The organism is Dyella subtropica, assembly GCF_026283965.1.
GTDB classification, from domain to species: Bacteria; Pseudomonadota; Gammaproteobacteria; order Xanthomonadales; family Rhodanobacteraceae; genus Dyella_D; species Dyella_D subtropica.
In genome coordinates this window covers 89,586-102,886 of record NZ_JAPDPD010000005.1, presented here as the reverse complement: position 1 = coordinate 102,886, position 13,301 = coordinate 89,586, and the positions used below count along the sequence as shown (strand labels likewise).

General features: G+C 63.6%; 14 protein-coding genes. 10 read left to right on the top strand and 4 right to left on the bottom strand.

What is annotated here, in order from left to right; all coding sequences use genetic code 11:
• Positions 1-80: 80 nt before the first annotated feature.
• The 3 genes from rimO to OUZ45_RS05790 all read left to right on the top strand — a co-directional run bounded on the left by rimO (position 81) and on the right by OUZ45_RS05790 (position 2,866).
• Positions 81-1,400, top strand: coding sequence for a 30S ribosomal protein S12 methylthiotransferase RimO (gene rimO / locus OUZ45_RS05800; RefSeq protein ID WP_266168991.1), 1,320 nt, complete (start codon positions 81-83; stop codon positions 1,398-1,400).
• A gap of 13 nt (positions 1,401-1,413) precedes the next feature.
• A complete protein-coding gene (locus tag OUZ45_RS05795) occupies positions 1,414-2,226 on the top strand; it encodes a DUF3025 domain-containing protein (RefSeq protein WP_266168990.1) in 813 nt (270 codons plus the stop codon).
• Positions 2,227-2,356: 130 nt separating this feature from the next.
• Positions 2,357-2,866, top strand: coding sequence for a hypothetical protein (locus OUZ45_RS05790; protein WP_266168989.1), 510 nt, complete (start codon positions 2,357-2,359; stop codon positions 2,864-2,866).
• Between the two features lie 103 nt (positions 2,867-2,969).
• On the opposite strand, the gene greB is transcribed toward OUZ45_RS05790, so the two are convergent.
• Positions 2,970-3,467: a transcription elongation factor GreB gene (greB, locus tag OUZ45_RS05785; protein WP_266168988.1), complete on the bottom strand. Its 498-nt coding sequence runs from the start codon at positions 3,465-3,467 to the stop codon at positions 2,970-2,972.
• Positions 3,464-4,723, bottom strand: coding sequence for a tetratricopeptide repeat protein (locus OUZ45_RS05780; protein WP_266168987.1), 1,260 nt, complete (start codon positions 4,721-4,723; stop codon positions 3,464-3,466). The genes greB and OUZ45_RS05780 overlap by 4 nt, the downstream gene beginning before the upstream one ends.
• A gap of 149 nt (positions 4,724-4,872) precedes the next feature.
• Between OUZ45_RS05780 and OUZ45_RS05775 the strand changes: the two genes are divergently transcribed.
• The gene (locus OUZ45_RS05775; protein WP_266168986.1) at positions 4,873-6,369 is read left to right on the top strand and encodes a transglycosylase SLT domain-containing protein; all 1,497 of its coding nucleotides are present in this window, start codon (positions 4,873-4,875) and stop codon (positions 6,367-6,369) included.
• Between the two features lie 49 nt (positions 6,370-6,418).
• On the opposite strand, the gene OUZ45_RS05770 is transcribed toward OUZ45_RS05775, so the two are convergent.
• Positions 6,419-6,862: a hypothetical protein gene (locus OUZ45_RS05770; protein WP_266168985.1), complete on the bottom strand. Its 444-nt coding sequence runs from the start codon at positions 6,860-6,862 to the stop codon at positions 6,419-6,421.
• Between the two features lie 135 nt (positions 6,863-6,997).
• Complete coding sequence (gene asd / locus OUZ45_RS05765; protein WP_266168984.1) at positions 6,998-7,843, bottom strand: archaetidylserine decarboxylase; 846 nt, start codon at positions 7,841-7,843, stop codon at positions 6,998-7,000.
• A gap of 53 nt (positions 7,844-7,896) precedes the next feature.
• On the opposite strand from asd, the gene OUZ45_RS05760 reads away from it, so the two are divergent.
• The 6 genes from OUZ45_RS05760 to OUZ45_RS05735 all read left to right on the top strand — a co-directional run bounded on the left by OUZ45_RS05760 (position 7,897) and on the right by OUZ45_RS05735 (position 13,147).
• On the top strand, positions 7,897-8,223 hold the full coding sequence (locus OUZ45_RS05760; protein WP_266168983.1) for a cupin domain-containing protein: 327 nt from the start codon (positions 7,897-7,899) through the stop codon (positions 8,221-8,223).
• Between the two features lie 49 nt (positions 8,224-8,272).
• Positions 8,273-9,193 carry a 50S ribosomal protein L3 N(5)-glutamine methyltransferase gene (gene prmB / locus OUZ45_RS05755; protein ID WP_266168982.1) on the top strand — a complete coding sequence of 307 codons (921 nt, stop codon included), beginning with the start codon at positions 8,273-8,275 and terminating at the stop codon, positions 9,191-9,193.
• Positions 9,194-9,535: 342 nt separating this feature from the next.
• Positions 9,536-10,624, top strand: a complete 1,089-nt coding sequence (aroC, locus tag OUZ45_RS05750) for a chorismate synthase (RefSeq protein ID WP_266168981.1) — start codon at positions 9,536-9,538, stop codon at positions 10,622-10,624.
• Positions 10,625-10,680: 56 nt separating this feature from the next.
• Positions 10,681-11,691 (top strand): 2-hydroxyacid dehydrogenase, encoded by a 1,011-nt coding sequence (locus OUZ45_RS05745; protein ID WP_266168980.1) that lies wholly within the window; start codon positions 10,681-10,683, stop codon positions 11,689-11,691.
• 134 nt (positions 11,692-11,825) lie between these two features.
• Positions 11,826-12,854, top strand: coding sequence for an aspartate-semialdehyde dehydrogenase (locus tag OUZ45_RS05740; RefSeq protein ID WP_266168979.1), 1,029 nt, complete (start codon positions 11,826-11,828; stop codon positions 12,852-12,854).
• Positions 12,854-13,147: a hypothetical protein gene (locus OUZ45_RS05735; RefSeq protein ID WP_266168978.1), complete on the top strand. Its 294-nt coding sequence runs from the start codon at positions 12,854-12,856 to the stop codon at positions 13,145-13,147. Before OUZ45_RS05740 ends, OUZ45_RS05735 begins: the two co-directional genes overlap by 1 nt.
• Positions 13,148-13,301 lie beyond the last annotated feature (154 nt).

Below are 13,301 nucleotides of genomic sequence, written 5' to 3'. Positions count from 1 at the left end.
GGCCAATTTTAGCCAGCCGGGCGCGGAGATCGGGCTGGCGTATAATTGTCGGTTCTCTGCATGTTTACGGTAGCTAGGCCATGTCCCAGGCGTCCCCCAAGATCGGTTTCGTCAGCCTCGGCTGCCCCAAGGCGCTGGTCGATTCCGAGCGCATCCTCACCCAGCTCAAGGTAGAGGGTTACGAGATCGTGCCGCGTTATGACGCCGCCGATGCCGTGGTGGTGAATACCTGCGGCTTCATCGATGCCGCCGTGCAGGAATCGCTGGACGCCATCGGCGAGGCGCTGCACGAGAACGGCAAGGTGATCGTCACCGGCTGTCTGGGCAAGCGTTCGGAACTGATTCGCGAAGCGTATCCGGACGTGCTGGCAATCACTGGCCCGCAGGACTACGGCAGCGTGATGAACGCGGTGCATGCGGCGCTGCCGCCTAAGCGCAATCCGTTGCTGGACATCATTCCGGATACCGGCATCAAGCTCACGCCGAAGCACTACGCGTATCTCAAAATTTCCGAAGGCTGCAATCACCGCTGCAGTTTCTGCATCATTCCATCGATGCGCGGCGACCTGGTGTCGCGCCCGGTCGACGAGGTGTTGATCGAAGCCGAGAAGCTGGTGAAGGGCGGCGTGAAGGAACTGCTGGTGATCTCGCAGGACACCAGCGCCTACGGCGTGGACGTGAAGTACGCCGAGCGCCAGTGGCGCGACAAGAGCTACCGCACGCGCATGACCGAACTGTGCGAGGGCTTGTCCGAACTCGGCGTGTGGACCCGCCTGCACTACGTCTACCCGTATCCGCACGTGGACGAGGTGATGCCGCTGATGGCGGAAGGGAAAATCCTTCCGTACCTCGATATCCCGTTCCAGCACGCCAGTCCGCGCATCCTCAAGTTGATGAAGCGCCCGGGCAACATCGACAAGACGCTGGAGCGCATCCGCAACTGGCGCAAGGCGGTGCCGGACATCACGCTTCGCAGCACCTTCATCGTTGGCTTCCCGGGCGAGACTGACGCCGAGTTCGAGGAGCTGTTGGACTTTCTGCGCGAGGCCGAACTAGACCGCGTGGGCGCGTTCGCGTACTCGCCGGTGGATGGCGCCAAGGCCAACGAGCTGCCGAACCCGGTGTCCGAGGAGTTGAAGGAAGATCGCCTGGAGCAATTCATGGCAGTGCAGGCGGAGATTTCCGCCGCCAAGCTGCAACGCAAGATCGGCCGTACCATCAAGGTGCTGGTTGACGAGGCGGGTGCCGAAGGCGCCATCGCGCGCTCGGCGGCTGACGCTCCCGAAATCGACGGTGCGGTGCACATCGCCAATGGCCAGTTGCTGAAGCCAGGCCAGTTCGTCGACGTGGTGGTCGAGTCGGCCGACGAACACGACTTGCACGCGCGCCTCGCTGGCTGAGCTTCGCCAGGCCATGCGTTACGTGGCACCCGCGCGTAGTTCGGTTGATACGAGGGTGTTCGCCCAGTCGCCGCTAACTGATTGGTCGGAGTACGCCGACCTGCTGGAATGTGACGTTTGGCCATCCATCGAAACGCTCAACGCTCGCGCACAAGACGGTGTGCGCGAGCGCTTCATGGCGCAGACGCCAGCGTTACTTTCCGATGGCCTGCACTATGAGCAGCGCATCGCCGAATGCGGTCAGATCGCCACTCGGGAAGCGAACTGGCACGATCTCTTCAATGCGCTGGTGTGGCTGCGCTATCCGTCCATCAAGCGTGCGTTGAACGCGCAGCAAGTCGCCGAGATCGCCCACATGGGCACGCAGGAGCGTTCGCGGCCGCAGTATGCGTTGACGCATTTCGATGAAGCCGGTGTGATCGTGCAGCTGAGCGAGCCGTCGTTGCTTGCGCTGTGGGATGCGCACGATTGGCATGGGTTGTTTTGGCGCAGACGCCAGGACTGGCTCGATGGCGCGATACGCGTGCATGTGTTCGGCCATGCGCTGCTTGAGCATGCGTTGACGCCTGGGAAGCTGCTGGTGGGCAAGGCCTTGGTGTTCCTGGCGTCGCCGAATGAAGGACGCCACTCGCTAGTGGAGCACTGCGCCGCGGCCATCGCCGCCGGGCAGTTGCTGCGCGATCCGTTGGAGCTACGTCCTTTGCCGCTGTCCGGCATTCCCGGTTGGCATGCGGACAACGACCAGGAAGCCTTCCATCAGGATGCCGCCTGCTACCAGCCGCTGCGGGCAGGGCGCAGCTACCCGGCTCCGGTGCCCGCTGCCTAGGTCATGGCGTTCTGATCGGCGCGGAGATTGTTCCGCAGGCGACATTCATTTGGTCTTGCGTAGGGTTGGCGACTGTCACAGCGTTGCGTCGTGCCATGCTGTGGCGTCCAACGGTTTTACGGAGACCTCCATGACGACAACGACTCAACGCAAACCAGGCATGGCGACAGCCTGGTTGTTCGGCCTCTGGCTCGCCTTCGCCGCCTTGCTGCCGCATCCCGCCGCGGCGCAGTCCGCGACCCAGGGGCTGACGGAGGCGGACAAGCAGCAGATCAAGGACTACAAACTCAATGAAGATGTGTTCGGCCGTCTGATGGCCGCGACCAAGGAGGCCCGCACGCAGGGCATTCGTTCACAGGCCACCCCCGATCCCACCAAAGTGCACAACCTGGATGACCTTGCTGCACAGGCCATGTCTGGCGATGCGCGCATCGCTCCGTTGATCAAGAAGTACGGTTTTTCGCCGCGCGAATTCATGCTGGCGAACATTGCGCTGATGAACGCCGCGATCGTGGTGCAGTCACGCAGCGATCCCGCGGTGGCGAAGGCGATCGATCAGTCCAAGGTCAACATGGCCAACGTGACGTTCTACGAATCGCACCAGGCGAAAATCGCAGCCTTGATGGGCGGCGGCCAGTAAGGCGTTGGCCGCATGTAGGAGCGCACCTTGTGCGCGACCGTGCGATGCCAAACGTGGCTGTAGCGGCCTTCGCGCACAGGGTGCGCTCCTACAGAGGTGGTGTTTAGTAAGTCACGCCGATAATGGCGAAGCGCGTGCGCCCGGCAGGGAGTTCGGCTTCGAATTCATCGTCCAGGCGTTTTTTCAGCACGGCGCGAGCCAGTGGCGAGTCGATACTGATCCAGCCGAGCTTGGCGTCGGTTTCGTCCGGTCCCACGATGCGATAGCTGAGACTCTCGCCGGTATCGACGTTCTCCAGTTCGATACGCGCGCCGAAGAACACCAGCTCCCGATCGGCCGGCATGCCTTCGGCCACTTTCAGCGATGGAATGCGCTTGCTCAGGTAACGCACGCGGCGATCGATCTCACCTAGCTGTTTTTTGCGGTAGGTGTACTCGGCGTTCTCCGAGCGGTCGCCTTCGGCCGCGGCGGCGGCCAGCGCTTTCACCACTTCGGGGCGCAGCGTGAGCCACAGGTGGTCCAGCTCGGCCTTGAGCTTCTCGAAACCTTCGCGAGTGATGATGGCCGTGGAGGAGGGGGAGGGTGGTCGCCAGCGGCTCATAGGGAAGTTTGCATGTCCTGCAGTTGTCGTTTGAGCGAGAGCATCTCGCGATGCAGCGGATGATCAGGCCAATCCGCTGCGAGCTTGCCCAACAGCACCATGGCCTCGGTCGGTTGTCCGAGTTGCATGCCGAGCTGTCGGGCAGCGAGCAGGCCGTAGCGAGGTGCTTCCGGTGCGGTGGGCCAGGTGGACAGGTAGCCGCGGCACAGCTTCACAGCGAGGCGGCTCATGCCGAGGCGAGCCGCCAGCTCGGCCAGGGTGCCCGTGTTGCCGGGGTCGTCAGGCAGGAACGCGGGATCGATATCGATGCATTCCTGCAGCAGACCCAGTGCCCGCCGCGACTCGCCGTTGGCCAGTAGTGCGGCTGCCCAGATTTGCCCATGGGTCAGCAAGCCATCGCGAAGACCTTGCTGTTGCAGGAGTTGGCGATAGGCCTGATGCAGCGGAGCCGGCGCGCTGCGGTCCTGCATGCGGGCGACCAGCATGGCGATGGCCGCTTGCGGATCTCGCGTGGACGTTTCGCGAACCGCATCCAGCAGTTGTTCGTCGGCGTCCTGATGCACTTCTCTCGCCAGCGCCTCCGCTTCCGGCGCCATGCCGAAACGCTCGTGACGCTCATGGATCATCGCGCCCATCAAGTGGAAGCCAAGGATGATCAGGTAGGTGTAGGCGAAGGCATAGAGCGGCAACGCCAGCAGTTTCGGCAGGAAGCCGGTGGCGAGTGAGGCCAGCGCGAGCAGCGCGCCGGTCAGCAGATTGATCGCGACTGGGATCAGATAGGCCACGCCGAAGCCGGTGACGATTCGCCAGACATGGATGGGATTCAACGCCGCGGCGAGGTTGCCGTCGAACGCCAGCGACATATCGATCGCGGGTAGCGCCAGTGCGGACAGGATCAGCACTGGCCAGAGGGCCTTGGGGAAAAATACGATGGCGAGCACGCACAGCGCAACGATCATCAAGTGGATGGCGGCCAGCGCCCAGCCGGCGGATTCATTGCCGCCGAGGCTCACATCCGGCGGATCGGCGTAGCCGTGTGCGGTGTGCAACATGCAATCGGCGGCATACCGCCAGGTGGCGGTCCACACCATCAGGCTGGCGAAGAACCCGATAAACGATGGCAGCAACCCGACATAGTGCAGCAACGCCAATCCAATACAGCTGGCGAGTGCCGCGCCGCGCAACGGGTAACCGAATGCGCTGGGCAGGCGCTCCGAGAAGGGCGTGCCGGTGGAGACGGTGGCTATCCGTGACATGGGGATCCGTCCGAAGGTGACTTGGCGATTGTAGCCAAGACGCCGGTGCTATCGCGGGTTCGCTGGTGCGCGATCGGCGGGAGCAGTTTCCAGTTGAGTCAGGTGCTTGCGGCGGCTATTGTCGACGCTTTCGAACAGTGAAGTCCGTCATGCAGGTACGCATCCACACAAGCTCTCTGCGCCTTGTTCCTCTCTTCGCGGCGCTGGCGACGCTTGGTGCCTGTGCCAGCACTGGCGGCACTACACCACCCACGCCTCAGGTGAATGCGCTCTACGGCCAGCTGGACCAGGCCGGCAAAAGCTACGAGACGGCCCTGCAACAGGCGCGCGAGGGCAATAGCCAGGCTTCGCAGCAAACCTTGTCGGCGGCACTGGAGCAGTTGAAGCGTGCTTCCGCGCAGTGCGGCAACAGTCCGGGTTGCGATCCTCAGCGTTTCTTCTCGGCGTATGACCGCTTGCTGCGTCTGAAAGACGGCAGCTTCTCGCTCGGCGACGACGTGGAAATCACTGGCGAGCAAACCGCTGAGGGCGGCAATGCCGGCAAGACCGGTGCGGCCAGCCTGCCGCAGGCGCAGCGCAGCGTGACCTTGCTTCACGGCCAGCAGTTGTCTGAGCTGATCGCCATGAACGGCCCAGTGAAGGCGGCGCTGGAGATGTGGCTGACGCAGTGGCGTCCGAACCTGATGAGTGCGTACGTCAATTACCAGTACATGCGCTACCAGATGTGGCCGCAGTACCAGAACCGCGACCTGCCCGAGGCGGTGTTGTTCGGCATCCTGGCCAAGGAATCCGGCGGCAAGGTACACGCGGTGTCGCGTTCGGGTGCTGCCGGCCCGCTGCAGTTCATGTACGCCACCGGCCTGCGCTTCGGCCTGGGTACGGACGGCAGTTTCGACGAGCGCTTCGATCCGGCCCAATCCGCGCGCGCGAATGCCGAATACCTCGACGAGCAGCTGAAGATCTTCAACAACAATCTCGAGATGACCCTGGCCGCCTACAACGGTGGCGAAGGGCGCATGCGCCGCCTGGCGGGCGACGACACTTCCACCAGCTTCTACGACCCGCGCATCTACAACCAGCTATCACAGGAAACCCGCGACTACGTACCGGCGGTGCTGGCCGCGGCCTGGTTGTTCCTGCATCCGGACAGCTACAACCTGCGCTTCCCGAAGATGGACGGTGCGCCCGGCAGCATCACCTTGGCCAGGCCGGCGTCGATCACTGAACTCACGGTCTGCTTTGGTTCGGCGGGTGGCATGGGCGATGGCTGGTTCCGCACTTTACGCAACCTCAATCCGCGGCTCGATCCGCAGGTGGCGCAGCCGGCCGGCGCTCGCCTGGTCGTGCCCAAATTGCTTGAAAAGCCTTATGCGTCACGTTGTGTGGATGGCCCATGGCCGATTCTCGCCAACGACCTGCACACCGCCGTGCTGCCAGTGGTGTCTTCGACGCCTGCCGCGCCCGCGGCACGTTCGTCGTCCGCACCGGCCAAATCGAGCAGCTACGTGGTGAAGCGCGGGGACACCCTGGTGGGCATCGTGCGCAAGCTGAGCTGCACGGATGCGCAAGAAGTGGCGCAGTTGAACGGGATCAAGCACGAGCACATTCGCCCGGGGCAGACGCTCAAGCTGCCGGTTTGCCGTTGAATCGGGGCGTGTAACGAGCGGGTGGGACGCTTATCCCACCCTTGGGGGATCAAGCCGCGGCAGCCGTTGTCATCAGGCTGTTGCCCTTGCGGGGCTCCGCGCTGCGGTGAATTTCCTTCAACTCACGCAGGACGCGCATGAGCTGACGATGATGCAGCTGCAGTTTCAGGTGCGGCGAATCCTTGGTTTCGTGGTAGGCCACGGCGAGCCACAAGGCGATGCCGCGCATCGAGATTTCGGGGTTGTCCGAGCGAGCCCGCGTATAGCCGATCTCGGTGCCCTCGCCCCACGGCAGATAGCGCTGGTCGGGTGAGGTCCCGTAAAGATGGGGGAATTCGCTGCGCGACGCCTGGCCGATTTCTCGTAGGGTCAGGGTGCCCAATTGAACGCGAGCGCGGCGGGGAAGGCCCTGGATGCTGCGATCGATGTCGCGAAACTGCCGGCCCAGCTGGCGGGCGCGGCCCATGGCGATGATCTGGCTGACGATGCGCATGGGTCTCCTCGAGGACTCAAAGGGTGGTGCGGGAAAGCACCATGAATACTCGAAGCATAGCCATGCGCCCAGCTGGCTTGCGCCAAAATGGTCACAAAACGACGAAATGCGTCAGCTCGTGATTCGGCGAGACGCTCAGTGAGAGGGAGGCTGTCCCAGCCGCTGACCCACCTTCACGGCTTGCTGTGGCTGCAGGGCGTCCAGCTCGGCCACGCCTTCGGGCCATAGCATGATCACCGTGGAGCCCATATTGAAGCGCGCCATCTCGGCGAAACGCTCCAGCGTGATGTTCTGACCGGCAAAGGACTTGCGCCGGATCGAGGACGCATAAGGCGGAATCACCAGGCCGTCCCACACGGTGGCGACCGAGGACACCAGGATCGCGCCCACCATCACCACCACGAACGGACCATGCTCGCCCTCGAAGTGGCAGACCAGGCGCTCGTTGCGGGCGAACAGGCGCGGGATCGCCTCCACCGCAAATGGTGCGACGCTGAAGATGCGACCGGGCACATGCACGGTTTCCTTGAGCGTGCCGGTCAGCGGCATGTGCACGCGGTGGTAGTCGCGCGGCGACAGGTAGACAGTGACAAAGCGGCCGTTGCGGTAGGGCGCGGCGGCGGCTTCGTCACCGAGCAGTTCGGCCGCGGTGTACTCCTGGCCCTTGGCCTGGAAGATGCGCCCGTCCACGATCGGGCCGGACTGGCTGATCTTGCCGTCGGCGGGGCTGATCAGGGTGCTTGGGTCCGTGTCGGCGCGGCGTGCATCGGGGCGCAGCTTGCGAGTGAAGAACGCATTGAAGTGCTGGTAGGCCAGCGCGTCAGGCTGCGTCGCCTCGGCCATGTTCACCTGGTAGCGCTGCACGATCTGACTGATCAGGAAGTTCTTCCAGGGGGCGAAGGTCCAGCGCGTGGCCCAGTAAACCACGCGTGACAGGGCGCGATGGGGCAGGATGTATTGCAGGAGTACGTTGAAAGTCATCCGGCCAGTATACGGGGCCCGGTATCGAATCCGTTCTCATAAGGAGAGTCTCCATGCACGACAGGCTGACCCCGACGGCGGCGCTGGCCGCCCTCGAAAAGGTGGAGACATCGTTCGCCGCGATATTCCGGCACGGCTCACTGGAAGTGGAGATCTATCGTCCAGTGGGTGTGGATCCGCAGACGCCGCATCGTCGCGACGAGCTGTATGTGGTGATCGCCGGCAGTGGACAGTTTGTTTGTGATGGCGTGCGCCGCCCTTTCGAGCCGGGCGAGGTGTTGTTCGTACCGGCGGGTATGGAGCACCGTTTCGAAGGCTTCAGCGAGGACTTCTGCACTTGGGTCTTCTTCTATGGCCCGGATGGCGGCGAGGTCGGCTGAGGGCTCAGCCGCTATACTTCGCAACCCTCTTTACGATCCCCTGGCCGCCGTGACCGCCGAACTCGCCTCCATCATCGACTTCATCCGCTACGGCGCCAGCCGCTTTTCGGCCGCCGGGCTGACCTACGGCCACAGCCACGACAACCCGATCGACGAAGCCACACATCTGGTGCTGGCCAGCCTGCACCTGCCGCCGGATATCCCGCCGGCCTATGGCGCCGGCAAGCTCACCACCGCAGAGCGCGAACGCGTGCTGGCGTTGATCGAGCGCCGCGTCAACGAGCGCCTGCCGGTGGCCTACCTGGTCGGCGAAACCTGGTTCGCCGGGTTGAAGTTCAAGAGCGACCGCCGCGCGCTGGTGCCGCGCTCGCCGATCGCCGAGCTGATCGAATCCGGCTTCACGCCGTGGCTGGATCATCGCCATGTGGAGCGCGCGCTCGACCTGTGCACCGGCTCGGGCTGCATCGGTATCGCCATGGCCGAGTACCAGCCGGAGTGGCAGGTGGACATCGTCGACATCAGCGACGAGGCGCTGTCGCTGGCGCGCGAAAACATCGTGTTCCAGCACGTCGAGGGGCGCGTCGAGGCGATCAAGTCCGATCTGTTCAACGGCTTGAAGGGCCGTTGTTACGACCTGATCGTCTCCAATCCACCCTACGTCACCGAGGACGAATACGCCGCGCTCCCGGGCGAATACAGCCACGAGCCGAAGCTGGGCCTGACTTCGGGCGAAGACGGCCTGGACATCTGCCTGCGCATGCTGGACGAGGCTGCCGACTATCTCAGTGAGGACGGCTTGTTGATCGTCGAAGTGGGCGAGAGCGAGCGCGCGCTGGTGGCTTTGCTGCCGGAAGTCCCTTTCGTGTGGATCGAGTTCAAGGTCGGCGCAATGGGGGTGTTTGCGCTGGAGCGGCGCGACCTTATTGAGCACGCGGCGGTCATTCGCGCGGCGGCTGTGGCGCGGCGCTGATCGAGGCGGCTTTGCTCCTCCCTCTGTTCCCACCTGATTGGCGTCGACTTTCAGCTACGCGTGCGGTTAGCTCCCTCCCTTGCTTGCAGGGGAGGGCTGGGGAGGGGTGAGTACTTGAGAAAGCGTTTGGGGGAGGCTTTCGCAAGTGTTCACCCCCTCCCGGCCTCCCCTGTCCCACGGGACTAGCTTTGCGTCGCAAGCAAGGGGAGGAGAAAACCGCGCCAGCTGAGATTCGACGCTGATCAGGCTGTTCCCAGGGGGCGCGATAAGGCCCTTGCCGCAAGCGTCCATCGCCCATCGCGGGTAAGCTGTGGCGCTTCCCGCCCAGACGTCTATCCTTCCGTGTCCAGTAACTCCTTCGGCAAGCTTTTCACCGTCACCACCTTCGGCGAAAGCCACGGTCCGGCCATCGGCTGTGTGATCGACGGCTGCCCGCCCGGCCTGGCGATCCACGAGGACGAATTCCGCACCGACCTCGATCGCCGCGCCACCGGAAAAAGCCGGCACACTTCGCAGCGACGTGAGGCTGACGATGTCGAGATTCTCTCCGGCGTCTATGAAGGCAAAACCACGGGTACGCCGATTGCGCTGCTGATTCGGAACACCGATCAGCGCAGCAAGGATTACGGCGATATCGCCAGCACCTTCCGCCCTGGCCATGCCGATTACACTTATTGGCAGAAGTACGGCATTCGCGATCCGCGCGGCGGCGGACGTTCGTCTGCGCGCGAAACCACCATGCGCGTCGCAGCGGCGGTGATCGCCAAGAAGTGGCTGGCCGAACGTTACGGTGTGCGCGTGCGCGGTTATCTGGCGCAGCTTGGCGATATAGCAGCGGAAGGCTTCGATTGGGATGCGGTGGAACAGAACCCATTCTTCTGGCCGCATGCCGCTCAGGTGCCACAGTTGGAAAAAGCGATGGACGCCTTGCGCAAATCCGGCGACTCAGTCGGCGCGCGCGTCAACGTGGTCGCCGAAGGCGTGCCGCCGGGTTGGGGCGAGCCGATCTACGGCAAGCTGGATGGCGATCTCGCCAGTGCGCTGATGTCGATCAATGCGGTGAAGGGTGTGGAAGTCGGCGATGGTTTCGCGGCCGTCACGCAGCGCGGCAGCCAGCATCGCGATGAGATGAGCATGGATGGCTTTGCGTCCAATCATGCCGGCGGCATTCTCGGCGGCATCAGCACGGGGCAGGCGGTGACCGCGTCCATCGTGCTCAAGCCGACTTCGAGCATCCTGATTCCTGGCCATAGCGTGAATCTGGCTGGCGAGTCGGTCGAGGTGGTGACCAAGGGACGCCACGATCCCTGCGTCGGTATCCGCGCCACCCCGATCGCCGAAGCGATGATGGCCCTGGTGCTGATGGACCACGCCCTGCGCCATCGCGCCCAATGCGGCGATGTGGGCGAGATAGAACCCCGGTTGCCCTGACCGTGGTGGCGCGCCCCCGCGCCTTTGTCCCCCAAGCTTCGCGTTGAAGAAAGCCGATGACTGCAAAACCGAAAGTCTGGGTCTCGCGCCCCTTGTTTCCCGATGTGCTGGCGCGGTTGTCCGAACACTTCGACGTACAGGCCGAAGCCATCGAGCGCAGGCATATGCCCGAGCAGTTGCGCGAGCGCCTGCTGGCCGTTGACGGCGCCGTGCTGGGTCTGGCTGATCGCGTGGATGCCGCCGTGCTGGAAGGCAACCAGCGCCTGCGCGTGATCGCCAACCTCGCCGTGGGTTACAACAATCTCGACGTGCCGGCGCTGACCCGTGCCGGCGTCCTCGCCTGCAATACGCCCGATGTACTCAATGAAACCGTGGCCGACTACGCCTGGGCATTGATGCTCGCGGCGGCTCGCCGGGTCAGCGCGGCCGAGCGTTGGTTGCGCGCAGGACAGTGGGGCAGTCACATGCGTTTCGACGACTGGCTGGGTGTCGATGTGCACGGCAAAACCCTTGGCATCCTTGGCATGGGGCGCATCGGCCAGGCCATTGCCCGCCGCGCCGCCGGCTTCGATATGCGGGTGCTCTACCACAATCGCTCGCGCCTGCCTGAGCCCATCGAGCGCGAATGCCGCGCAACCCTGGTCGGCAAGGAAAGCCTTCTGAAACAGGCCGATCACTTGATTCTGGTTTTGCCCTACAACAAGGCGAACCACCATGCGATCGGTGCGCCCGAACTGGCCCTGATGAAGCGCACGGCGGTGCTGGTGAACGTTGCCCGCGGCGGCATCGTGGACGAGGTGGCACTGGCCGCGGCCTTGCGCGAGGGCCGGCTGGCGGCCGCGGCACTGGACGTTTTTGAAGGTGAGCCGGCGGTGCATCCGGACCTGCTGAGCTTGGACAATGCGCTGCTCAGCCCGCACATTGCCAGCGCCAGCGAAGATACCCGCCGCGCCATGGCCAGCCTCGCAGCTGATAATGTGCTGGCTGCGCTGGGTCACGGGCCGCATGCTGGCCACCCCGCGACGCCTTTGAATCCAGAAGTGATGGCGCGTTGGCCCAGACATTGATGTCAAAGCGTGATGCCATTCACGCCCAGGCAGATCGCGTATTGTTTTGCAGGCGACCCCGGCTAGATTTCCATAAGTGTGGAAATCGGCCCCGTACGGACGGTTCTCCGATTTTCTTTACCTGATACCGGATCATGAGCAAGAAGAGCAGCTACAAGGTGGCGATGGTCGGCGCGACAGGCGCCGTGGGTGAAACCCTGCTGGCGATCCTCGCCGAGCGCGAATTCCCGATCAGCGAGCTGGTGCCGCTGGCCAGCGAGCGTTCGGCGGGCGGCAAAGTCGAGTTCGGCGGTAAATCGATCACCGTGCGCAACCTTGCCGACTACGACTTCGACGGCGTGGATATCGCCTTCTTCTCGGCCGGCGGCTCGGTCAGCCGCGAGCATGCGCCGCGCGCTGCCGCCGCGGGCGCCGTAGTTATCGACAACACCTCGGAATACCGCTACCAGGACGATATCCCGCTGGTGGTCAGCGAAGTGAACCCGCACGCGATCGCGCAATACACCAACCGCGGCATCATCGCGAACCCGAACTGCTCGACCATGCAGATGCTGGTGGCGCTGGCGCCGATTCATCGCGAGGCGGGTATCGAGCGCATCAACGTGGCCACTTACCAGTCCGTCTCCGGCGCCGGCCGCTCAGGCATGGAAGAACTGGGCAAGCAGACCGCCGCGCTGCTCAGCTTCCAGGAAGTGGAGGCAGGCAAGTTCCCCAAGCAGATCGCCTTCAACGTGATCCCGCACATCGACGACTTCCAGCCCAATGGCTACACCAAGGAAGAAATGAAGATGGTGTGGGAGACGCGCAAGATCCTGGAGGACGACAGCATCCAGGTGAATCCGACCGCGGTGCGCGTGCCGGTGTTCTACGGCCATGCCGAGGCGGTGCACATCGAGACCCGCGACAAGATCACGGCCGAACACGCGCGCGAACTGCTCGAGTCGGCCGCAGGCGTGGTGGTGCAGGACGAGCGCAAGGCCGGCGGTTATCCCACTCCCGTGGGCGATGCAGCGGGCAAGGACCCTGTGTTCGTGGGGCGTATCCGCGAAGACATCTCGCACGAGCGCGGTCTGGACCTGTGGATCGTGGCCGACAACATACGTAAGGGCGCCGCGCTGAACGCGGTGCAGATTGCCGAACTGCTGATTGAGGATTACCTGTAATGCGGCGAATGTTTTTTGGTTTGGTCTTGTGTGGTTTGTGGGTCATGGTTCCAGCTTGGGCAACTGAGGTATCGCCTAAAGGGGCGAAGCCGCTCGCTGAGGCGGACATCGCCCAGCGTATGGCCAAGCGCGGCGCCGAGTTGGAACGCCTGCAGCAGGATGTGGCCGCGCAGGAGTCGAAAAGCCGCGAGGCTGACCAGAAGATGCAGCAGCAGGACAAGACCATCGCCGAGCTGCAGCGGCAGTTGAGGGAATTGAAGGGGGCGTCGGCGGCTTCCAGAGGGCAGCCCTGAGCCTGCCCATATCAAGAACAAGTCGCAGCAATGCGTTGTAAATATCGGCCACGGCTATTGTTGTCTGGCCTTTGTCTAACTTAAAGTGACGCCTCGTTGTGGGTAGTCACCGCCTTTGAGCGGCGACCCAATAAGACACGTCACGGGGTAGTTC

Bases quoted from the DNA above. Each gene is read 5' to 3' on its own strand.
- rimO (WP_266168991.1), top strand. From the start codon at position 81: ATGTCCCAGGCGTCCCCCAAGATCGGTTTCGTCAGCCTCGGCTGCCCC.
- OUZ45_RS05795 (WP_266168990.1), top strand. From the start codon at position 1,414: ATGCGTTACGTGGCACCCGCGCGTAGTTCGGTTGATACGAGGGTGTTC.
- OUZ45_RS05790 (WP_266168989.1), top strand. From the start codon at position 2,357: ATGACGACAACGACTCAACGCAAACCAGGCATGGCGACAGCCTGGTTG.
- greB (WP_266168988.1), bottom strand. From the start codon at position 3,467: ATGAGCCGCTGGCGACCACCCTCCCCCTCCTCCACGGCCATCATCACT.
- OUZ45_RS05780 (WP_266168987.1), bottom strand. From the start codon at position 4,723: ATGTCACGGATAGCCACCGTCTCCACCGGCACGCCCTTCTCGGAGCGC.
- OUZ45_RS05775 (WP_266168986.1), top strand. From the start codon at position 4,873: ATGCAGGTACGCATCCACACAAGCTCTCTGCGCCTTGTTCCTCTCTTC.
- OUZ45_RS05770 (WP_266168985.1), bottom strand. From the start codon at position 6,862: ATGCGCATCGTCAGCCAGATCATCGCCATGGGCCGCGCCCGCCAGCTG.
- asd (WP_266168984.1), bottom strand. From the start codon at position 7,843: ATGACTTTCAACGTACTCCTGCAATACATCCTGCCCCATCGCGCCCTG.
- OUZ45_RS05760 (WP_266168983.1), top strand. From the start codon at position 7,897: ATGCACGACAGGCTGACCCCGACGGCGGCGCTGGCCGCCCTCGAAAAG.
- OUZ45_RS05745 (WP_266168980.1), top strand. From the start codon at position 10,681: ATGACTGCAAAACCGAAAGTCTGGGTCTCGCGCCCCTTGTTTCCCGAT.
- OUZ45_RS05740 (WP_266168979.1), top strand. From the start codon at position 11,826: ATGAGCAAGAAGAGCAGCTACAAGGTGGCGATGGTCGGCGCGACAGGC.
- OUZ45_RS05735 (WP_266168978.1), top strand. From the start codon at position 12,854: ATGCGGCGAATGTTTTTTGGTTTGGTCTTGTGTGGTTTGTGGGTCATG.